This is a genomic window from Rhodococcus sp. NPDC077669, assembly GCF_040686915.1.
Lineage (GTDB): Bacteria > Actinomycetota > Actinomycetes > Mycobacteriales > Mycobacteriaceae > Rhodococcoides > Rhodococcoides fascians.
Map to the genome: position 1 here is coordinate 1 of NZ_JBFBMD010000026.1, position 15,832 is coordinate 15,832.

General features: G+C 65.7%; 26 protein-coding genes. 17 read left to right on the forward strand and 9 right to left on the reverse strand.

All coding sequences use genetic code 11. The features are described from left to right. Positions 1–99: 99 nt before the first annotated feature. The 5 genes from AB0P23_RS21435 to AB0P23_RS21455 all read left to right on the forward strand — a co-directional run bounded on the left by AB0P23_RS21435 (position 100) and on the right by AB0P23_RS21455 (position 2,323). Positions 100–408, forward strand: a complete 309-nt coding sequence (locus AB0P23_RS21435; protein WP_363799267.1) for a hypothetical protein — start codon at positions 100–102, stop codon at positions 406–408. Then, positions 405–578 carry a hypothetical protein gene (locus AB0P23_RS21440; RefSeq protein WP_363799270.1) on the forward strand — a complete coding sequence of 58 codons (174 nt, stop codon included), beginning with the start codon at positions 405–407 and terminating at the stop codon, positions 576–578. The genes AB0P23_RS21435 and AB0P23_RS21440 overlap by 4 nt, the downstream gene beginning before the upstream one ends. Positions 579–975: 397 nt before the next feature. Next, positions 976–1,584: a hypothetical protein gene (locus tag AB0P23_RS21445; protein ID WP_363799272.1), complete on the forward strand. Its 609-nt coding sequence runs from the start codon at positions 976–978 to the stop codon at positions 1,582–1,584. Positions 1,585–1,769: 185 nt separating this feature from the next. Further along, positions 1,770–2,087, forward strand: coding sequence for a hypothetical protein (locus AB0P23_RS21450; RefSeq protein WP_363799275.1), 318 nt, complete (start codon positions 1,770–1,772; stop codon positions 2,085–2,087). Positions 2,088–2,161: 74 nt separating this feature from the next. Beyond that, complete coding sequence (locus AB0P23_RS21455; RefSeq protein ID WP_363799278.1) at positions 2,162–2,323, forward strand: hypothetical protein; 162 nt, start codon at positions 2,162–2,164, stop codon at positions 2,321–2,323. 44 nt (positions 2,324–2,367) lie between these two features. Here AB0P23_RS21455 and AB0P23_RS21460 read toward each other — a convergent pair whose 3' ends face one another. Beyond that, positions 2,368–2,691 carry a hypothetical protein gene (locus AB0P23_RS21460; protein ID WP_363799280.1) on the reverse strand — a complete coding sequence of 108 codons (324 nt, stop codon included), beginning with the start codon at positions 2,689–2,691 and terminating at the stop codon, positions 2,368–2,370. Positions 2,692–3,166: 475 nt separating this feature from the next. On the opposite strand from AB0P23_RS21460, the gene AB0P23_RS21465 reads away from it, so the two are divergent. Next, on the forward strand, positions 3,167–3,454 hold the full coding sequence (locus tag AB0P23_RS21465) for a hypothetical protein (RefSeq protein ID WP_363799283.1): 288 nt from the start codon (positions 3,167–3,169) through the stop codon (positions 3,452–3,454). A gap of 101 nt (positions 3,455–3,555) precedes the next feature. Next, a complete protein-coding gene (locus AB0P23_RS21470) occupies positions 3,556–5,271 on the forward strand; it encodes a ParB N-terminal domain-containing protein (protein ID WP_363799286.1) in 1,716 nt (571 codons plus the stop codon). A gap of 156 nt (positions 5,272–5,427) precedes the next feature. Here AB0P23_RS21470 and AB0P23_RS21475 read toward each other — a convergent pair whose 3' ends face one another. Next, positions 5,428–5,796 carry an Lsr2 family protein gene (locus tag AB0P23_RS21475; RefSeq protein ID WP_032375775.1) on the reverse strand — a complete coding sequence of 123 codons (369 nt, stop codon included), beginning with the start codon at positions 5,794–5,796 and terminating at the stop codon, positions 5,428–5,430. Positions 5,797–6,223: 427 nt separating this feature from the next. On the opposite strand from AB0P23_RS21475, the gene AB0P23_RS21480 reads away from it, so the two are divergent. The 10 genes from AB0P23_RS21480 (at position 6,224) to AB0P23_RS21525 (ending at position 12,123) form a co-directional block, all read left to right on the forward strand. Beyond that, on the forward strand, positions 6,224–6,484 hold the full coding sequence (locus tag AB0P23_RS21480) for a hypothetical protein (RefSeq protein ID WP_032375774.1): 261 nt from the start codon (positions 6,224–6,226) through the stop codon (positions 6,482–6,484). A gap of 124 nt (positions 6,485–6,608) precedes the next feature. Next, entirely contained in the window at positions 6,609–7,538 is a 930-nt protein-coding gene (locus AB0P23_RS21485; protein WP_032375773.1) for a hypothetical protein, read from the forward strand. Positions 7,539–7,763: 225 nt separating this feature from the next. Beyond that, positions 7,764–7,976, forward strand: coding sequence for a hypothetical protein (locus AB0P23_RS21490; protein WP_032375772.1), 213 nt, complete (start codon positions 7,764–7,766; stop codon positions 7,974–7,976). A 122-nt stretch (positions 7,977–8,098) separates the two neighbouring features. Beyond that, the gene (locus AB0P23_RS21495; protein WP_155289669.1) at positions 8,099–8,263 is read left to right on the forward strand and encodes a hypothetical protein; all 165 of its coding nucleotides are present in this window, start codon (positions 8,099–8,101) and stop codon (positions 8,261–8,263) included. Positions 8,264–8,348: 85 nt separating this feature from the next. Beyond that, positions 8,349–9,173, forward strand: coding sequence for a hypothetical protein (locus tag AB0P23_RS21500; protein WP_363799290.1), 825 nt, complete (start codon positions 8,349–8,351; stop codon positions 9,171–9,173). Between the two features lie 1,114 nt (positions 9,174–10,287). Continuing rightward, complete coding sequence (locus AB0P23_RS21505; protein WP_363799293.1) at positions 10,288–10,428, forward strand: hypothetical protein; 141 nt, start codon at positions 10,288–10,290, stop codon at positions 10,426–10,428. A gap of 50 nt (positions 10,429–10,478) precedes the next feature. Continuing rightward, on the forward strand, positions 10,479–10,757 hold the full coding sequence (locus AB0P23_RS21510; protein ID WP_363799296.1) for a hypothetical protein: 279 nt from the start codon (positions 10,479–10,481) through the stop codon (positions 10,755–10,757). A gap of 179 nt (positions 10,758–10,936) precedes the next feature. Continuing rightward, on the forward strand, positions 10,937–11,173 hold the full coding sequence (locus AB0P23_RS21515; protein WP_363799298.1) for a glutaredoxin family protein: 237 nt from the start codon (positions 10,937–10,939) through the stop codon (positions 11,171–11,173). A 32-nt stretch (positions 11,174–11,205) separates the two neighbouring features. After that, complete coding sequence (locus AB0P23_RS21520; RefSeq protein WP_363799300.1) at positions 11,206–11,460, forward strand: hypothetical protein; 255 nt, start codon at positions 11,206–11,208, stop codon at positions 11,458–11,460. Between the two features lie 36 nt (positions 11,461–11,496). Then, positions 11,497–12,123, forward strand: coding sequence for a DnaB-like helicase N-terminal domain-containing protein (locus AB0P23_RS21525; protein ID WP_363799302.1), 627 nt, complete (start codon positions 11,497–11,499; stop codon positions 12,121–12,123). A gap of 28 nt (positions 12,124–12,151) precedes the next feature. Here the strand turns inward: AB0P23_RS21525 and AB0P23_RS21530 are convergent, their stop codons facing one another. From AB0P23_RS21530 to AB0P23_RS21560, 7 genes are all read right to left on the reverse strand, one after another. Next, a complete protein-coding gene (locus AB0P23_RS21530; protein WP_363799305.1) occupies positions 12,152–12,358 on the reverse strand; it encodes a hypothetical protein in 207 nt (68 codons plus the stop codon). Between the two features lie 128 nt (positions 12,359–12,486). Then, complete coding sequence (locus tag AB0P23_RS21535) at positions 12,487–13,005, reverse strand: hypothetical protein (RefSeq protein ID WP_363799308.1); 519 nt, start codon at positions 13,003–13,005, stop codon at positions 12,487–12,489. Between the two features lie 19 nt (positions 13,006–13,024). After that, positions 13,025–13,426 carry a hypothetical protein gene (locus AB0P23_RS21540; RefSeq protein WP_032375770.1) on the reverse strand — a complete coding sequence of 134 codons (402 nt, stop codon included), beginning with the start codon at positions 13,424–13,426 and terminating at the stop codon, positions 13,025–13,027. Next, complete coding sequence (locus tag AB0P23_RS21545) at positions 13,423–13,758, reverse strand: hypothetical protein (protein WP_052063222.1); 336 nt, start codon at positions 13,756–13,758, stop codon at positions 13,423–13,425. Before AB0P23_RS21545 ends, AB0P23_RS21540 begins: the two co-directional genes overlap by 4 nt. Beyond that, positions 13,755–14,267 (reverse strand): hypothetical protein, encoded by a 513-nt coding sequence (locus AB0P23_RS21550; protein ID WP_052063221.1) that lies wholly within the window; start codon positions 14,265–14,267, stop codon positions 13,755–13,757. The genes AB0P23_RS21545 and AB0P23_RS21550 overlap by 4 nt, the downstream gene beginning before the upstream one ends. A 122-nt stretch (positions 14,268–14,389) precedes the next feature. Next, the gene (locus AB0P23_RS21555; RefSeq protein WP_155289668.1) at positions 14,390–15,097 is read right to left on the reverse strand and encodes a hypothetical protein; all 708 of its coding nucleotides are present in this window, start codon (positions 15,095–15,097) and stop codon (positions 14,390–14,392) included. 279 nt (positions 15,098–15,376) lie between these two features. Then, complete coding sequence (locus AB0P23_RS21560) at positions 15,377–15,694, reverse strand: hypothetical protein (RefSeq protein ID WP_032375765.1); 318 nt, start codon at positions 15,692–15,694, stop codon at positions 15,377–15,379. Positions 15,695–15,832: the final 138 nt, after the last annotated feature.

A 15,832-nucleotide genomic window follows, 5' to 3' on the forward strand; every position in this document is an offset into this window, starting at 1 on the left:
CCTGCGCTTCTGCGAACTCGACGACTGACACATGCTCGACTGACAGACGATTCACTGCTCCCGCCCACGGATCGCTTGACATGTATAGGACCGTCATGGGTGACCCTGATCGTCGGCGTCCTCGCCGTGATCGGGGTCGGCCTGACCGTCCGCCAACGCACCGTCGCCGACAAACGCGCTCAAGCCTGGCAACGGATCACCTGGTGCCTCGATCACACCGTCAGCGGAGACCTCGAGCGATTCGAACTCGGCTGGGACATTTACGCCACCGTCACCGACTCCCCACTGATCACCACCACCGAGCGCGCCGTACTTCGCGCCACGTCCTCACGAGCAGCGCGTGCACTGGCGCAGGCCAGCGAAACCGAGGACACTGATACCCAGACCGAGCAGGAGGACCCGCGATGACCACCACCGAGAAGCGCAGCAACTGGACACCGGCCGAACGACGCCGCGGCGCAGCAGCAGCAGCCCGCGCCTCGATCGCATTGTACGAACGCGACAACCTCGAGGTCCCCCAGTGGCTCCGCGACACCGCCGCCGGCAAACCCACCGTGCTCCCAACCGAACAGCCCTGAGCACCGGCCGCACGTAACATCGACCACGGCCCACCGGCCCCACCCCCTGCGGGCCGGTGGGCCTTTTCGTGGCGGCAGCCCGGCCGTCGCACCGTCGGTGTAGGCCACCCTGCGGGCGTCCCGCCGAATCGAACTCCGCTGCGCTGCGTCCTGTGAAAAGAATCTTTGTTTTCCCTTCTGGGCCTCCGATTTTGACCGGCGGTGACCTCCGCGCAACCGCCGGCGTCGCACGCTCCGGCCCGAGGGCTCCGAAAACTTTTCACAGCGCCTCCGGCTGAAAAATTTCCGGCCCGACAATTGCACTCCGGCCCCCTCATGCCGGTCCAACTCTCCCTGCCAGAAGGGCAAAAAAATTGGCGGGGTCCAGGACCGTCGTCACCGAGCAGGGGAGGCCGACATGGTCCGCAAGTACAGGCAAAAAGGAACACCGATCGACGTCAAGGGGATGGACCGCAGGCGCGAAGCTGCGATGCGCGCCGCCGACGCCCACGCCGTGGTCACTCACACCACCGCCATGATCGCCGAGGTGGGAACGATCGACGTGCGGGTCCTGCATGCCGGATCCGACACCGCCGAGCTGCATATCAACCTCGGACCGTTCTTCCTGATCTTCCGCAACGCCGCCGCCGTCCACGGATTCATTTCCGCGTTCGCCGCGGTCCGCTCGCAGATGTTCGGCCTCACCGGAAAAGTCGGCGTACCGCTCACCGTGCGAGACGAATTCGCGATGGCCACACTCGCCGTCGTCTACCTCGACACCCCGAAATACCACGTCGAAAACGTCCAGCGCTACAGCGAAGTCCAACGCCGCCCCATCCACTGGGTCGAGTTGGTCATGGGACCGGTGACCTGGCGCATTGTGGACCACGACAGCTACGACACGCTGATGGAGCAGTTCCGCAAAATGCACCGTGTCTCGGTCGGTGCGTTCCCCGACGGTGGCCGCTACCGCCGTGACCCGACCAAGGTCCTCGATGCCTTCGACGAGGCCGAGAGCGACGCCTGACCCGCCCGACCCAAGTACGCCGATCGGCCCGGACCTTCCGCCAGGTCCGGGCCGATCGGCGTGTGTCCACAGGGCAATTTCTCTATCCACAGGTTCACCGAAACCCCAGGACAGGGCGGCCGCTCGCTTCGCTCGCGGCGCAACACTGATCCCACCTCGACCGTTCTCGACGAAAGGTTCACCCCGTGATCACCTGGACCCTCACCACCACCGTCTTCGACCGCCGCCCGGCTTTCACCGCAGCAGGTAGCGAACTCACCCGCACCGACGCCGTCGACGCGGCAGCGAACGCGACCCGCTCGGCGCTGATGGACGCCAGAACCAATGTCGCCGCGGGGACCGGTCCCGTGTACACCATCGCCATCGATCACCAGACCGCCCTCACGATCGGCACCGGTGGTACCCGTAGCGGCGAGCTCGTCCTCGACGACGCACTCGACGCCATCGAAGCGTTCGAGCATCACCAGGCAGGGGTCGTCCGAGCTCCACTCGACTTCTTGTGACAACACCCAGGCCGCAAGCCCGAAAGCGTTGTTACGCAGAGACTGTGTCGGTACCGACCGTCATACTGCCCACCATGCGAATACGCACCACCTGCGGCCCGCCTCTACCCGGCGAACTTGCCGCACAGCTCGCACGAGCGATCGCTCTCGCCGATATCGTCGGTGCACAGCACCGCCGGGCCGACGACGACGCCGACTCAGGGCGTCGAACGAGGGCGCTCATCGCGCGGCAATGAGAACGAACATGCGCGTCGAGCTCATTGCCGCAACAGTGATGTCGCTAGACCTGTGCCGGTGTGCGCAGGCCTGCAGAGAGTCCACCGCTGGGTTTGCCGTTGGAATTGTGCGTCAGCCGCCGCGGCAACCCACACGCGATCGCGTACTCCACGATGTCCATTCCAGGATCCTGGAGCAGCAGCACCTGCGCTGTCACCATCACCACGTTCCACCGCACCCGATCGGCGTCCTCGCCCGGTAGCACCTTCTCGGTCCGCTTGGTGTCCGTCGAGCGCTGATGACCAGCGCGATCGAGGCGATACGGCGCATCCGACCAATCATGGCCGGCGATTTCTGCGGCCATCTCTTGCGCAGCACGACTGAGCATTTTTTTACCTCCAACAGGTATCCGTCGCCTCTTCCCGTCGAAGAGGACCACCTCGAACGGTACTCCGAAAGCCGACCCGAAGCGCGCCGCCACCGAGTGCACGATCACCGAGCCCGGTGACGGCGCGAGTCGTGCATTCCGCCTGGCAGCGGTGCCGGCCACCCTGCGGGCGTCCACCGAATCGAACTCCGCTTCGCTCCGCACTCGAAAGAGCAAGACGTTTTTTCACTCCGGTTCTGGCTAACGGCGAGCATCCATCACCCGTGACCGCCGGCTCAACCCCTCGCTCCGCTGCGCTACGGCCAAGGCTCCGAACACTTTTCGTAGAGCAGTCGCTGCGCTCCCACGAAAACTGTCCGAGACGAGGGGTTGCCCCGTCGTCCCCGTGCGCTGACTTCTCTCCTCACGCCAGAAACGGCGAAAAAACGTGGCAGGGCAAAGGGCCAGGCCACCAGTCGAGAAGGGAAGTCACCACATGCACGACACCGTCACAGGACCGAGGACGGTGGGACTGCGCACCGCGATCATGACCGCGATCGGTCAGGTACCGGCGCAGGTCAAGACCCACGCACTCGCGCAGGTCACCGCCTACACCGAGCAGGTCAACCGGGCCGCAGCGGATGCGAACTCGACCACCGTCGATGTGCACCTCGAGCGGGCCGCGTTCTGGGCGTGCACCGCGCGCGAACACGGAGCCAGCGAGGACGAAATCCACGCCGCACGGGAGGCAGGCCACCACCGCGTGGCCACCGCTCAGCAGTAACCCCCAGGCCCCCGTACAGGCCCGGAAAACAAGAAAACACCGGACAGCTTCTATCTGCCCGGTGTCTCCAACCGAAGAATCTACCAGGGAGAGACACCACCATGACCACAAGCACCGAAACCGCCACCGCCGCAACCGAAGCCCCCACGACCGGCACCACGCCGGTCGTGGGGGCGGGCGAGGTATACGCCCGCCTGCACCCCACCGCCCTCGAGGTCGGCCCGAACGTCCGCGACCACGTCGACACCGACAGCCAGGATTTCCGCGACCTGGTCGCGAGCGTCGTCATTCATGGTGTCGTACAGGCGATCTCCGCAGTCCGCGACGGCGACAAGGTCGTCGTCATCGACGGCCAGCAGCGCACCCTCGCCGCGATCGAAGCCGGGGTCGAGAGCGTGCCGGTGCTGATCCGGACCGCCGCCGCCAAGGCCAAGGACCGGGAAATCGACCGACTCACCACGCAGGTCGTCACCAACGACCAGCGCACCGACCTCACGCCAGGCCAACGAGCGAAGGCCGTGACCGACATGCTCGAACTCGGTGTCTCGGTGACCAAGATCGCCAAGACAGTTCAGCTGGGGCGCGAGACCGTGAAAGTTGCTGGCGCAGCGGGCCGCTCGCAAACCGCGCTCGACGCTCTCGACTCCGGACAGCTCGACTTGGAACAGGCCGCAATCGTGGCCACGTTCGACGCAGACGGCGACACCGCCGCCGTCGACGAGCTGCTCGGCGCACGGTACAACTTCCGGTGGACCGCGCAGCGCCTGCTCGCCGACCGCGCCGAGCGCAAGGCCCGCGCCGAAGCAGGCACGCCCTACAGCGAGCGAGGGTTCACCGTCCTCAAGGAAGAACCGGCCCACGGCAGCCCGTACCTCCGCGCTGAGGACCTGGTGTCCGCAGACGGCAGCGCAGTGACCGACACCGCCATCGACGCCGCAGCCGGTCACTGGGCGGTATGGCTGTCGAAAGAGGACCAGTTCACCCTCACCGCGACCGGCGCGGTCATCGACGAGGACAGCATCGACTGGGACACCGAGGACGACCCGGAAGCCGAAGCCGGAACCGGGTTGCACCACCACAAAGACATCACCGCCGCCGAGGTGTGGGTCGCGGAGTACTTCACCACCGACCCCGATGCCGCCGGTGTGAAGCCGGGGCCGATCCTCGCGGCCGCGTTGGCCGAACCCACCGGTGACGTGGACCCCGCCGATGCCGAGGCCGTCGCGCAGTCCCGCGAGCGGAAGCGACTCGCCGCCGAGTCCGCAGCGAAGGAATCCGAGCGGGCGGTACGCAGGCGTACCAAAGCGCTCAACGTCGCATCGGTCGCCTCGACCGTGGTCCGCAAGGAGTTTCTGGCGAAGTTCCTCACGCGCAAGACGCTGCCGAAGGGTGCCGCGAAGTGGATCACCGACACGCTCGTAGACGAGCCGGGACTGCTCACCCAGAACAAGGCGTCAGGGCACCTCGCGGAGCTGTTGGGGGTCACCGTCGCCGAACCGACCAGCATTGTCTACGGAGACTGGAAAGAACGTGCCGCCCGCGACGCACTCGCCCCGGTCATCGACAAGGCCAGCGATACCCGCGCTCAGGTGATCCTGCTCGCGCAGCTCCTCGCGGCGTACGAGGCACGGATGAGCGGGACCGGCAAGGACTGGTGGAAGCGCACCGGCTACGGAAACCAGGACAACTACCTGGACCTGTTGGCCGAGCACGGCTACGAGCTGACACCGGTCGAGCAAGTTGCAGCCGGAAGACTGACCCCCGAAAAGGGCTACGACGCACTCACCGCAGCCAGCGAGGAGTCCGTCACCGAGTAGGTAACGGCTGCTGGCAGCGGGTACCTCGACGGTGCCCGCTGCCGGTGGCTCCCGTCCCCGCCCCCGGTCGAGGGGGCCTGCGGCAGCCCCTCGAGCTCCCCCGCTCGACGCGCCACCACCGGCACCCGCTCACCTCGACGCAGGCGGCTCACCGCCTCAATGAGCGGCGTTGAACGCCTCTTCGATATCGGCCGGAATCCGGCCGCGATCGCTGATCTCGTAGCCCTGATCGAACGCCCACTGCCGAATCGCCCGCGTCTGCTCCGGATCACGCTTGCCCGATCCGCCGGCCGCTGTCGCGGTCGACGCGGCAGCAGGGGAGGGCTTACGCTTGCGGCCACCGACCCGCGTTGCATGCCCGGTGTAGTAGTCGAGCTTCTTGTGAAACTCGTTCGCGTTCTTAGCTTTCAGGTCGATCGAGTACTCGACACCGTTGATCGCGAACTCGATCGTCTCACCGGACTCGTCGTAGATGACCGACCCGTCGATATCGTCCACCAATTGGGTTGTCACTCGTTTTGCCACAGCCGGAAAACCTTTCATCGACACATTCGCACTGCACAACCGCATTCGTCTGCACGAGGGTAACCAGCGCCGATATCCGCATTCTTCACCGACACGGAAATTCGAGCCGCTATCGAGCCGTATTCGATTTTCCGCAATCGGACTCATAGCACCGAGAAAGCAATACCGCCCTCGTAGCGGAGGGGTTATGCAGGAGCCGATGCCATTGCAGTGCAACAGTATTCGGCCGCGTGAACGCGTCCGCACGTCCCCTTCGGGGCCGCCCCATATGGGTCACATTTTGGTCGTACGAGTCGCCCGAGTCTGACATGCCGGGGACCCCGACCAGTCAACCCACGGTCGCAGGCTCCCTCTTCGGGGTTGACAGGCCACCCTCGTCATGTCGATCGGGGACGTCTCATCCGAACCTTTGGAAGGTGTCCCTGACATGAACAACTACGAACTGCTCAACGATCACCAGATCATCACCGCGCTCATCGGCGCAGCCGCGAATGCCCCCGCCGAAGATCCGCGCGCGGCCCGGTGGGCCACCGAAGCGCTCGCGCTCGCCAGCGCAGCAGAGCTGCCCATCCTCATCGAGGAGGCCGAGGGAGTGCTCGGACGCATCGAGCACGACACCACCTGCCGGTGGTGCGCCGGGCAGCCGGGCTCAGCCATCCCGGTCGGCTCCTTCTGGTGCACCCACTGAGCTACGCCCCCGGGGGTCCCGGTCCCGCTACGGGGCCGGGACCCCCCTTTTTGTCTCCCATTCCGTTACCGAGATGTAATGAAATGAAACGTAACGATATGAAACGAAATGATATAGTTCTGCCATGACCGCAGCCGAGCCGCCCCGCAAGCCAGGCCGACCCCGCATCCACGCCACCGCGGCCGATCGGGTGCGGGCCCACCGCGCCAAGGCAGCGGAAAAGGCCCGCAACCTCGTCGCTGCGGGCGGCGTCGACGAGGTCGACACTGCGAGTCCCGAGCTCGCCGTCGCGTCGCTCGCGGCCGTCCTCCCCGCGCTGGCCACGCAGGCCGAACAGATCACCGCACTGGTCCAGCGGGTCGAATCCGCGATCGGCACCGTCTCGGACCCCAAGGCCCTCGATCAGCGTCTCGAGCTGATGCGCGCCGAAACCGCACGCACCGTCTCCGCCGCAGAAGAGCGCGCCGCAGCCGCCGAAGCGGCGGCGCACGCCGCGACCGTTCGCGCCGACGCCCTCGACGCCGAGAACGACGAGCTCCGCGCCGATGCCGCCGACGCATGGGAGCAGACCGAGGCAGCAGAAAGTGCCGCCGAGCAGGCCCGTGCCGACCTGGAGGAGCAGAAGGCCGCGCACCGGCGCACCCTCGATGAGCTCGATGCACGCCAACGCGCCGAAATCAATGCTCTGCAGGACAATCACGACTCGATCGTGGCCTCGCTCAACACCAGCCACCGCGAGGCGATCGACCGCTACGACGAGAAGGATCGCCGTCTCGAGGCCGAGCTGGCCGAGCTGCGTACCGAGGCGAAGACCCTGCGCGCGGATCTCGCCGCCGAACGAACCGCACATCAGGACGACAACCGCACGCACGCAGCATCACTCGCCCAGCAGCGCACCGACGCCACCAAACGCGAGGTCGAGCTGCGCCGCGACTACACCGAGCGCATCGACGAACAGAAGATGATCGCTGCTGACCTGCGCGAGGAGATCTCGCTGCAACGCGCCGAACTCGATCGACTTCGCGGCCTTGAGGAAGACCGCCGGCACGACTGAAAGGGGCCGGTCATGCGGGGGAGCGGACGTTCACCGCACTACCTCGCCGCCTCCGGCGTCGCCCCATATGGGTCACCAAGGGGGGTCGTACGAGGACGCCGAGTCTGACATGCCGGGGACCCCGACCAGTCAACCCACGGTCGCAGGCTCCCTCTTCGGGGTTGACAGGCCACCCTCGTCATGTCCGATCGCTGCGTCTCATCCGAACCTCGAAAGGATCTCGCTATGCTTCCAGATCGGCTCTCCGCCATAGCATCCGCTGCCCACAACCGCGGCGCAACGAACGCCACCCACAACCTGGGAGGCCTGCACGCGGACGTGCACCACGCCACGATGTGCGGGCAGTGGGTCACACCCGAGCAGCTCGACAACCGAACCTGGGAATGCCTACTCGGCAAACACCGCACCGACGAACCGATCCAGCCACTCAAGCTCTAGCCGGAACGGCCCCGCCCACACCGGGCGGGGCCACACCCGTCGTCCGGCTCCGAGCTCGTCCAGTCATTCGATCGAATGACTGTTGCCCGGAACCACCACGCCCCGGGTGCGTCCAACAAAACATGGACGCCGAGGAACACGAAGCCATCCGAGACGAAGGCCACGACCCGGACCATCCCGCCGTCGTGCATGCCCTCGAACAGGTCAAACGCACGCTTCACCTCTACAGGTACCTCGCCTGGACTCTCACCGCAGACGACCTCGACGGCCACCGCATACCCCGTTGACGCGTACCACCAGCGCATTCGACAGTCGAACGCGTGTTCGATATTCTGGCGGGAGTCCCATCGGCACGGCGAAAGGTCACCTCTCATGGCCACCGTCGACGCGATCGAAGACCTCACCGGACTCGACAAAGCCACCCAGCTCGACGTCCTACGCCGCCGAATGGCCACTACCGTCGGCCACCGCGACCACGCACCCGCCGAACTGCCCACCGCAGTGCCAGACCGGGTCGAACCCGTCGTCGACGAGCATCAGGAACCGCTCATCGCCGCTGTGCGCGGCCAAACGCTCCGAACCATGCCCGTACCCCCACCGCTCGCCGCGCTGCTCCCACGCCGAGCCCTGGCCCGCGGAACCGCCATCACCGTCACCGGTGCCGGATCAGTCCTCATCGCACTCATCGCCGAAGCATCCGCCGCAGGCCACCACGTCGCACTCATCGGCCAACCCAAACTGAACCTGCTCGCCGTCCACGAACACGGAGGCGACCTGACAAAAATCGCGCTCGTGAAAACCGGAGAAACAGACCCTCTCGACGCCGCCTCGATTTGCCTCGACGGGTTGGATCTTGTCGTCACCACCCTCAACGGTCGCGACGTACCACCCACGCGCGCAAGAGCTTTGCTCGCACGCAACCGCAGACACGGCAGCATCCTGGCAATCACTGACGGACGCATGCCCGGCATCGACCTCACCATCGCATCGACCGTCCACAGCTACGGCGGCATCGAGCAGGGGAGAGGTCGCATTCGGTCGATCACCCTCGACACCACCGTCCACGGCCGCGGCACACCCCAGCGCACCGGCCGCTACACCCTCACCGCACCCACATTCGGTGAGCAAGGCCTGCGGTGGACACCCGCACCGGTCGACGACCTCACCGTCCGCCGACCGCTCGCGGCCGCGCAATGACCACCGATGCCGCCGGCGGAATGTTCGACGCCTGGCCCACCCACTTCGAGCCACCCACCCGACGACGCGTCTCGCCGCGCGTCGAGGGTCTTTAACCAATGAAGTGTTGTTGTTGCAATCGATTTGGCTGATTCCGGGTCGCCAGCGTGTTGATCCAAGCGATCTCTAGCCGGATCTACAACGGATCGCCGCAGCTAGCGCACACGGCTTCACCCTCTTCATAGATCGAGCCGCAGCAGTACGACGTCGTAGACTCTCCGTACGCCTCGTAGCAGGACTCGTGCCAGTCCACCCCGTCGACGTCGATGTGGCTGCCATCGTCGTCAGTGATCGGTTCCTCGCACCCATCACACGTCACAACCGCCACGTCCTTGCCACACCCTTCTTCGGTTCGTTCCATTTGCGTCACTGACGAAAGCCTGACGTGTCGTAGCAGTGCGCTACCGACCAGCCAAGTGACAGAACGTCTTTGCTGTACGCCACCCCAGTGGGGCGAGTTCGAATCTGCGAGGCTAGCGACTACCGCCGCAGTTACTTTTTCTTCTTGGCTTCAGCCAGCTTGTCCATCAGCTTCGCCTTCTCCCTCAGTCGATCGGCTTCTGCTCGGAGCTCACGTGGGCTCCGGTTCTTGGCACCGGGAGTGCGAGGCATGGGCATTCCTTCCTGACGAAATCATTAATTAATCATAAATCTATCATTCGCTGACGCTCGTGGAGTGTCCTGGCCTGGCTTTCGTCGCAAGCTACCGCGACACCGAGCCTGGTCCCGCCCCGTCGCTCCCGCACAATCACCCACCAGCCGTACCCCGCACTCTGGCCGACCCTACGGGCACGCCCCCAATCGGAACTCTGTAGAAGAGATCGAATTTCTTTTGTCGTTGGTGGCTTCTCCGAGCATCCATCACCCGTGACCTCCGCATCAACCGCCGGCGTCCGCTCCGCTCCCGACCCAAGGGCTCCGAAAACTTTTCACAGCGCCTGCGGCTGAAAACTTCCCGTCCCGACCGTTGACACTTCCGGCCCCGTGCGCTGGTTTCTCTCCCCAGCCACCACGGCAAAAAGAAATTGGCAGGGCAAAGGTCCAGGCCACACGGGTTATCGAGGAGAGATCCGCCATGCGCGCACAACACCCCACCACCGCCGACGAGATCGACATCATCGTCCACCGAACCGGCAGCCCCAAGGTCCGCCGCACCGTCAAGAAAGCCAGCGCCCGCCGCGACCGCCGCACTGCCCGCCGCGCACTTCGAGCCTGAACCGACGCTGCACACCCACCGCATCACGCCACTCCCGAAAAGGAACCGACATGACACGACCGACCACCACCACAGCCCGCGAGCTCGACCTCGTGCAGACCGTCGACCAGGGCTTCGAGAACGAAGACGGCACCGTCGACTGGATCAGCCGGACCCGCTACATCGTGCCGGCCAGCAACCGCCGCAGGATCCTCGACCGCGAACATCGAAACGGGATCGCCCCGGCAGCTGACGGTTGGCTGTACTGCGACCGCCGCGACCTCAGCACGCGCGACCTCCAGTGCATAGCCCTCACGCGCATTTCCTGGGACGACCCTCGTTACTTCTAACCCCGAAATGGGGCATTGATTACGCGCTCCTATTCGAATCGAAAACATGGCGGCGCAGTCATGAAAAGAACTTCGGTTCAACACAATTGGTGTTTATATCCACGACTTCAGCTGTAGATATAGCCCGGCAATTACCGTAGAATATAAGCCACCAGAACAATTCCCGGAAGGGTCCACTTATGTCGATCACCGTCTATACGAAACCAAATTGCGACGCCTGCAATGCCGCGAAACTTATGCTCGACAAAAAACATCTGGAATACCGAACCGTCGACGTCACCGAAGACGACACGGCCCTCCGCTTCATCACCCACGAACTCGGCTACCGACAGATGCCCGTGGTCGTCGTCGACGACATCACCCACTGGAGCGGGTTCCGGATCGAGGCCCTGACAAAGCTCACCGCAGCAGCCTGAGCCCACCGAACCACCCCAGGACAGGATCCGACATGCGACTCGTACCCGCCTACAACCCTGACCCCGACTACATCGACCGCCAGCTCGACGAAGAACTGGCCGCCATCCGCGCAGAGGCCGAACACAATCCCGACCCTGACGAGCGGTGCACGATGTGCGACAACCCTCAATCCTGGGGCACCGGGAACTGTGTCAGCGACGCCGGACGCCCCCACGTCTACCCCGCCGAATACGCCGGTATCGAACGCCACTACAGCGCACGGCCAGGCTCGACGTCCACGACCTGAACCACCCCCACGCCACACGAACGCGAGGAACCCGCGATGAACGCACTACGCGCAGTCCCCACACCCCTCACCGGTGACGACACCGCCATGGCAGTGCACGCCCGCGCCGACCTCGCATCCGTCGACGATCTCGACCACAACCGCACGGTAGAACCAAGCTACGACCCGGCCGCCGACCCCGAAGCAATGCTCCTGTGCGCTCTGATGGATGTCCGTGGCCGCCCCGCGGACGGTCTCGATACCGACCGCATCGCCGCCACACTCACGCCGGCGGATTTCGAGGATCCCGCACACGCGCGCATGTTCACCCTCATCGTCGAGCTCGTCGCGGCCGGCCAACCCCACGACTTCGCGTCCGTCACCGGCGCACTGATCCGATCCGGAGCAGACGGAGCGAAAGACGCACCCCTACGCAAACGCCTGATGGGCATTGTCACCGCCGGCGCACACGCCGTCGCGGCCGTCCACTACGCCGACAACGTCCTGTCCCAGTCGTACCGCCGCAGCTTCCACATCGCAGGCCAGCGACTCGTCCAGGCCGCCGAAGAGGGACCCGAAGCGGATCTGTTCGGCTACATGGTCGAACTGGGGACCGCGCAACGCGCAGCCTTCAATCGACTCAACACCTTTCGGTGCGGCTCGGCCCGAACCGAAGCACCCTGACCCAGGCGCACGAGCAAAGCGCAGCGAGTCAGAACGAGCTGCGAACAGTCCCGAACAAAGCGCCGAGCGTCAACGCGAACACGAACACGGCAACGAAGACCGCGATCCGGAACACGCCGCCGGCGAGCATGCCCGTCGCGCGCAGCGGCGCGAACCTCCAACGGCCGTCCGCTCGCTGCCCAGAGCTCAACACCACATATGCCAGCACCGAGGCGGCCACGAGATACACGATCATCGAACCAATCCCTTCCATTCGTCACACTCGCGCAGCGGAGACGATTCGGCGCGGGCCTGCAGTCGGCCCCAGTACACACCCACCCAACGACAGTGACCGGCGACGAAGAACCCCATTCGCGCCCGGCGTCAGAACAGCGTCGGTGCAGTCGAGTCCAGCAGTGCAGCACGCACCGCGTCCTCGTTCCACCCGCCGCGTACCGCGTCCCGCAGCCGACGCGACCGCGCAGCTCTCGCGACCCGATCGGGTCCGTACCAAAGGCCGGGCTGCCGCCGGCCACCACCGCGGCCTTTCGCCGCCATATCGAGAAGGTTCTGCGACTGTGTCCCGTCGACGACATGACGCACCCCGCCCCTGCCCGCTGCCGCGTCCGAGTCGAGGGTGACCCGGACACAGATCGGGTTGTCGCACAGGTGCAATGCCGTCACATCGTCGGTCAGCGGCACGCCGAGCTCACGCGCCAACGCATACCGATGAGGGCGCACCACACGCTGCCGACCTCCGCGCATCAACCAAAATCTGCCGTAACCGTCATCGGCTACAGCGCCCACCCACACCGCGCAGGATTGCGGCCGCGGGCCTCGCACGATGTAGCTCTCAAACCGCGCGAGCTCCGCTGCGGTGCCGATACCTAACGGTTCCGGCACCGCACCGACCCTCTGCCAGTCACCTAACGTCTCTCGGACCCTCGGCCGGCGGTTCGCTGCCCGTCGAAGGCTCCGCGCTCTCAGTGTCATGGATAGTGCGAAGCATCTGGACGGCAGCGAGTTTGAGCATCGGGTCCGTACTCGCGAGCGCCCCGAACCTCTCCAACCGAGTGATGTCGACAGGCGAACGCACCGCAGCGAACATCTCCGTCTCGACCGCCGCCGAGAAGTCCACGCCGCCGCTGGAGAGGCGGTTGATCATCCGCAGCAACTCAGCGAACCGCCCCGCGGTCCGGGGAGTGATCAGCGCCGAGTACGCCTCGAACGCTCTGACCGCCTCAGCACTCTGCAGCAAGGAAAGGATGTCGAGCTCGAGGACGTCGGTCTCGCTCAACACCGTCTCGCTGTGCTCACCGGTCATCGTGCACCAGCCCGATCCAAAAGTAGCTGTCCGACCGCGTCGGAGATCGCCGTCGCCGTCCCGGCAGCGGCGAGGACATACGTGCCGGGATCGACCGGACCACCGAGCACGATCGTGGCGGCGAGGTGCTCACGTTCACGGGTGATCGCCAGAACCCACGCCTGCGTCACGACGAACTGGGTCGCGTCGAGCAGGGTGAAGAACTCGCCGTACGCAACCGAGCTACCCGGGTTGCCGGCACTGTCGGCGTAGGCGATCGACGCCGCGAACGTCGAAGGATCGGGGCCGACAGTGTTCGACACGACGATGCCCAGTGCATCGAGAGCGGTCACTGTGCACCCTGCCCAGCGTGAGCGAACTCCTGCGACACAGGCGGGGCGTCGGTGCCGGGCGACGGGGGAGTGGAGCCCTCGGGTGACTCGCCCGTGCCGGGCTTGTCCCCCGACTCGGCTCCGCCGGCTGCGACGCCGATGCGCGGGCGTACCGTCCGCTTCTTCTTACCGGCGGCGGCCGACGACTTCGGGGAGGCAATGACCGACGTGGGAACGGTCAAACCGAAATCGCGCAACTGCTGCGCTGTCCACCCACCATCGAGCGCACTACGCAGCGCCGCGGTGACCGCGTCCTTGCACTGCTGCACAGTCTTCGCCGACGCGCGCTTCGCGGCCTGTGCTTCCTTGATCGCTGCGTCGGCCGCCGCGCGCGCCTTGGCGTCGTCGGCTTCGGCCTCGACGACCTTCTGCTGCGCTGCGGCGATCGCCTCGATCTTGGCGATGCGATCGCTGACTGTCGCTTCGGCGGCCGCGCGAACCGCATCCTGATCCAACGGGGTGAGAGTCATGAGTGTGGGCCTTTCTCGTCCGACCGACCACACGCATTCAGATGCGTAAGAGCCGGTGAGGGTGCACTTGATGGACGTTCGGCGGAGGGCCCACACGGCACCGCTCGAACGCACTGTGAACTCTACCGCCCGAGTGCCGCAGGCGACACCGGTCGTACGAGTGTCGTTACCCGCGCCCCGAGCAGGTGAGGCAGGCGAGCAACCCACGGCACCCGACGCGGTGGCACGGTGACGAATCCGAGATCCGCGTATCGAATACGAAACGGCACAGCCGATGTCGACACCGCAGCGAACACCGGCACCCTCTCGGCGGCCGCGAAGTCCAACACCCGCAGCGCCGCCACACACGGACGAGGCGGACATCCTGCCCGGCGCTGGTCGAGATACGCCCAACCCTCCACCACGAGAAAACCCGAACCGACGCGAACCTGCACAGTCTCCGTGTCGTCGCCGGTGGCGACGAATCGCACCGGCAGCGTCGTCGACCCACCCATCCAACCGAGCACCGCTGCCACCAGAACGAAGGTCGAGAGCCCGATCACCATCATGAATGCAGCCACCGCCCACCCGATCGAGCCGAGCGGTAATGCGCGCACCACAGCCAGCTCTGACACCCACACGGCGCACACCGCGAACACGCACGCACCGCCAAGTGTGAAGACGACTGCTCGCGCAGTCGGCACAGCCGGCCGCCACCCGGCCGTGCGTCGCGCTGCCCACCCCGCCGCGTACGCCAGCCTCGTCGCCTGCCACCCGGTCGCCACGGTCACCACCGCGCGCAGAGACGGCGCTGTCATGGCCGCAACCAAACGATCCCGAAGCTCGTTCATGATCAGCACGGTAGCGACGACACCGGACACCCCGAGCAGTCCGACTGACTGACCGACCGTCGACCAATGCGGAGATCGGGTGCGGTGCCCCCAACTGTGCACCGGCCTGCATCCTCATGTGGATGCCCGAGATTTCTCCCACCGCTCCGCTCGATCTCAGGCACCCACAATCGGGGCCGGACACCCAGATAGGGGACATCGCACCCACAGGGTGTTCGCGCAGCGACGACGGCCGGCGGGCACCCTCCCTGCCAGGTCCTCGCACAGGTGCAGCAGAAGTCACGAGGCTGGCTCGCCGATCGCGTCAGTAGGTCGGGCAACTCGGTGAAGTGCGGTCAGACGTTCAGCTTCCGCGAGCTCGACGCCGACGAGCTCCGCCGCACGTGTCAGTGAACCCAGGGGCGTAGCCAGCTGTGCCAGCTCGGAGGCCATCGCCTGTTCGGCCGCGTCTCGCTGGACCCGCGCCGCCGCGAATCGACGCACAGCGCTCTCTCGGTCCCGTACCGCTGTACCCGCCGCGCGGGTGGCCTTCAGTAGCCCCCGCTCACGGGCGGCTACCCGATCTCCTGTCGACCCCATGCCCCGCTGCCTCTCCATCTCTGACTCCATCGACCCCAGTTCCGACCGTCCCCAGCCTGTGACCTGGCCGAGAGTCCTGAGGGCTGGGCCTTACTGCACAGGCTTCGCCTGCTAAAAGCTTAGATGATTTACACACCTCTTGCTGAATTTCAGACT

Coding starts and splice junctions, on each gene's coding strand:
- AB0P23_RS21455 (WP_363799278.1), top strand. CDS start 2,162: ATGCGAATACGCACCACCTGCGGCCCGCCTCTACCCGGCGAACTTGCC.
- AB0P23_RS21480 (WP_032375774.1), top strand. CDS start 6,224: ATGAACAACTACGAACTGCTCAACGATCACCAGATCATCACCGCGCTC.
- AB0P23_RS21540 (WP_032375770.1), bottom strand. CDS start 13,426: ATGACCGGTGAGCACAGCGAGACGGTGTTGAGCGAGACCGACGTCCTC.
- AB0P23_RS21515 (WP_363799298.1), top strand. CDS start 10,937: ATGTCGATCACCGTCTATACGAAACCAAATTGCGACGCCTGCAATGCC.
- AB0P23_RS21500 (WP_363799290.1), top strand. CDS start 8,349: ATGGCCACCGTCGACGCGATCGAAGACCTCACCGGACTCGACAAAGCC.
- AB0P23_RS21465 (WP_363799283.1), top strand. CDS start 3,167: ATGCACGACACCGTCACAGGACCGAGGACGGTGGGACTGCGCACCGCG.
- AB0P23_RS21490 (WP_032375772.1), top strand. CDS start 7,764: ATGCTTCCAGATCGGCTCTCCGCCATAGCATCCGCTGCCCACAACCGC.
- AB0P23_RS21530 (WP_363799305.1), bottom strand. CDS start 12,358: ATGATCGTGTATCTCGTGGCCGCCTCGGTGCTGGCATATGTGGTGTTG.
- AB0P23_RS21520 (WP_363799300.1), top strand. CDS start 11,206: ATGCGACTCGTACCCGCCTACAACCCTGACCCCGACTACATCGACCGC.
- AB0P23_RS21485 (WP_032375773.1), top strand. CDS start 6,609: ATGACCGCAGCCGAGCCGCCCCGCAAGCCAGGCCGACCCCGCATCCAC.
- AB0P23_RS21445 (WP_363799272.1), top strand. CDS start 976: ATGGTCCGCAAGTACAGGCAAAAAGGAACACCGATCGACGTCAAGGGG.
- AB0P23_RS21550 (WP_052063221.1), bottom strand. CDS start 14,267: ATGACTCTCACCCCGTTGGATCAGGATGCGGTTCGCGCGGCCGCCGAA.
- AB0P23_RS21560 (WP_032375765.1), bottom strand. CDS start 15,694: ATGGAGAGGCAGCGGGGCATGGGGTCGACAGGAGATCGGGTAGCCGCC.
- AB0P23_RS21555 (WP_155289668.1), bottom strand. CDS start 15,097: ATGAACGAGCTTCGGGATCGTTTGGTTGCGGCCATGACAGCGCCGTCT.
- AB0P23_RS21470 (WP_363799286.1), top strand. CDS start 3,556: ATGACCACAAGCACCGAAACCGCCACCGCCGCAACCGAAGCCCCCACG.
- AB0P23_RS21525 (WP_363799302.1), top strand. CDS start 11,497: ATGAACGCACTACGCGCAGTCCCCACACCCCTCACCGGTGACGACACC.
- AB0P23_RS21440 (WP_363799270.1), top strand. CDS start 405: ATGACCACCACCGAGAAGCGCAGCAACTGGACACCGGCCGAACGACGC.
- AB0P23_RS21460 (WP_363799280.1), bottom strand. CDS start 2,691: ATGCTCAGTCGTGCTGCGCAAGAGATGGCCGCAGAAATCGCCGGCCAT.
- AB0P23_RS21495 (WP_155289669.1), top strand. CDS start 8,099: ATGGACGCCGAGGAACACGAAGCCATCCGAGACGAAGGCCACGACCCG.
- AB0P23_RS21510 (WP_363799296.1), top strand. CDS start 10,479: ATGACACGACCGACCACCACCACAGCCCGCGAGCTCGACCTCGTGCAG.
- AB0P23_RS21505 (WP_363799293.1), top strand. CDS start 10,288: ATGCGCGCACAACACCCCACCACCGCCGACGAGATCGACATCATCGTC.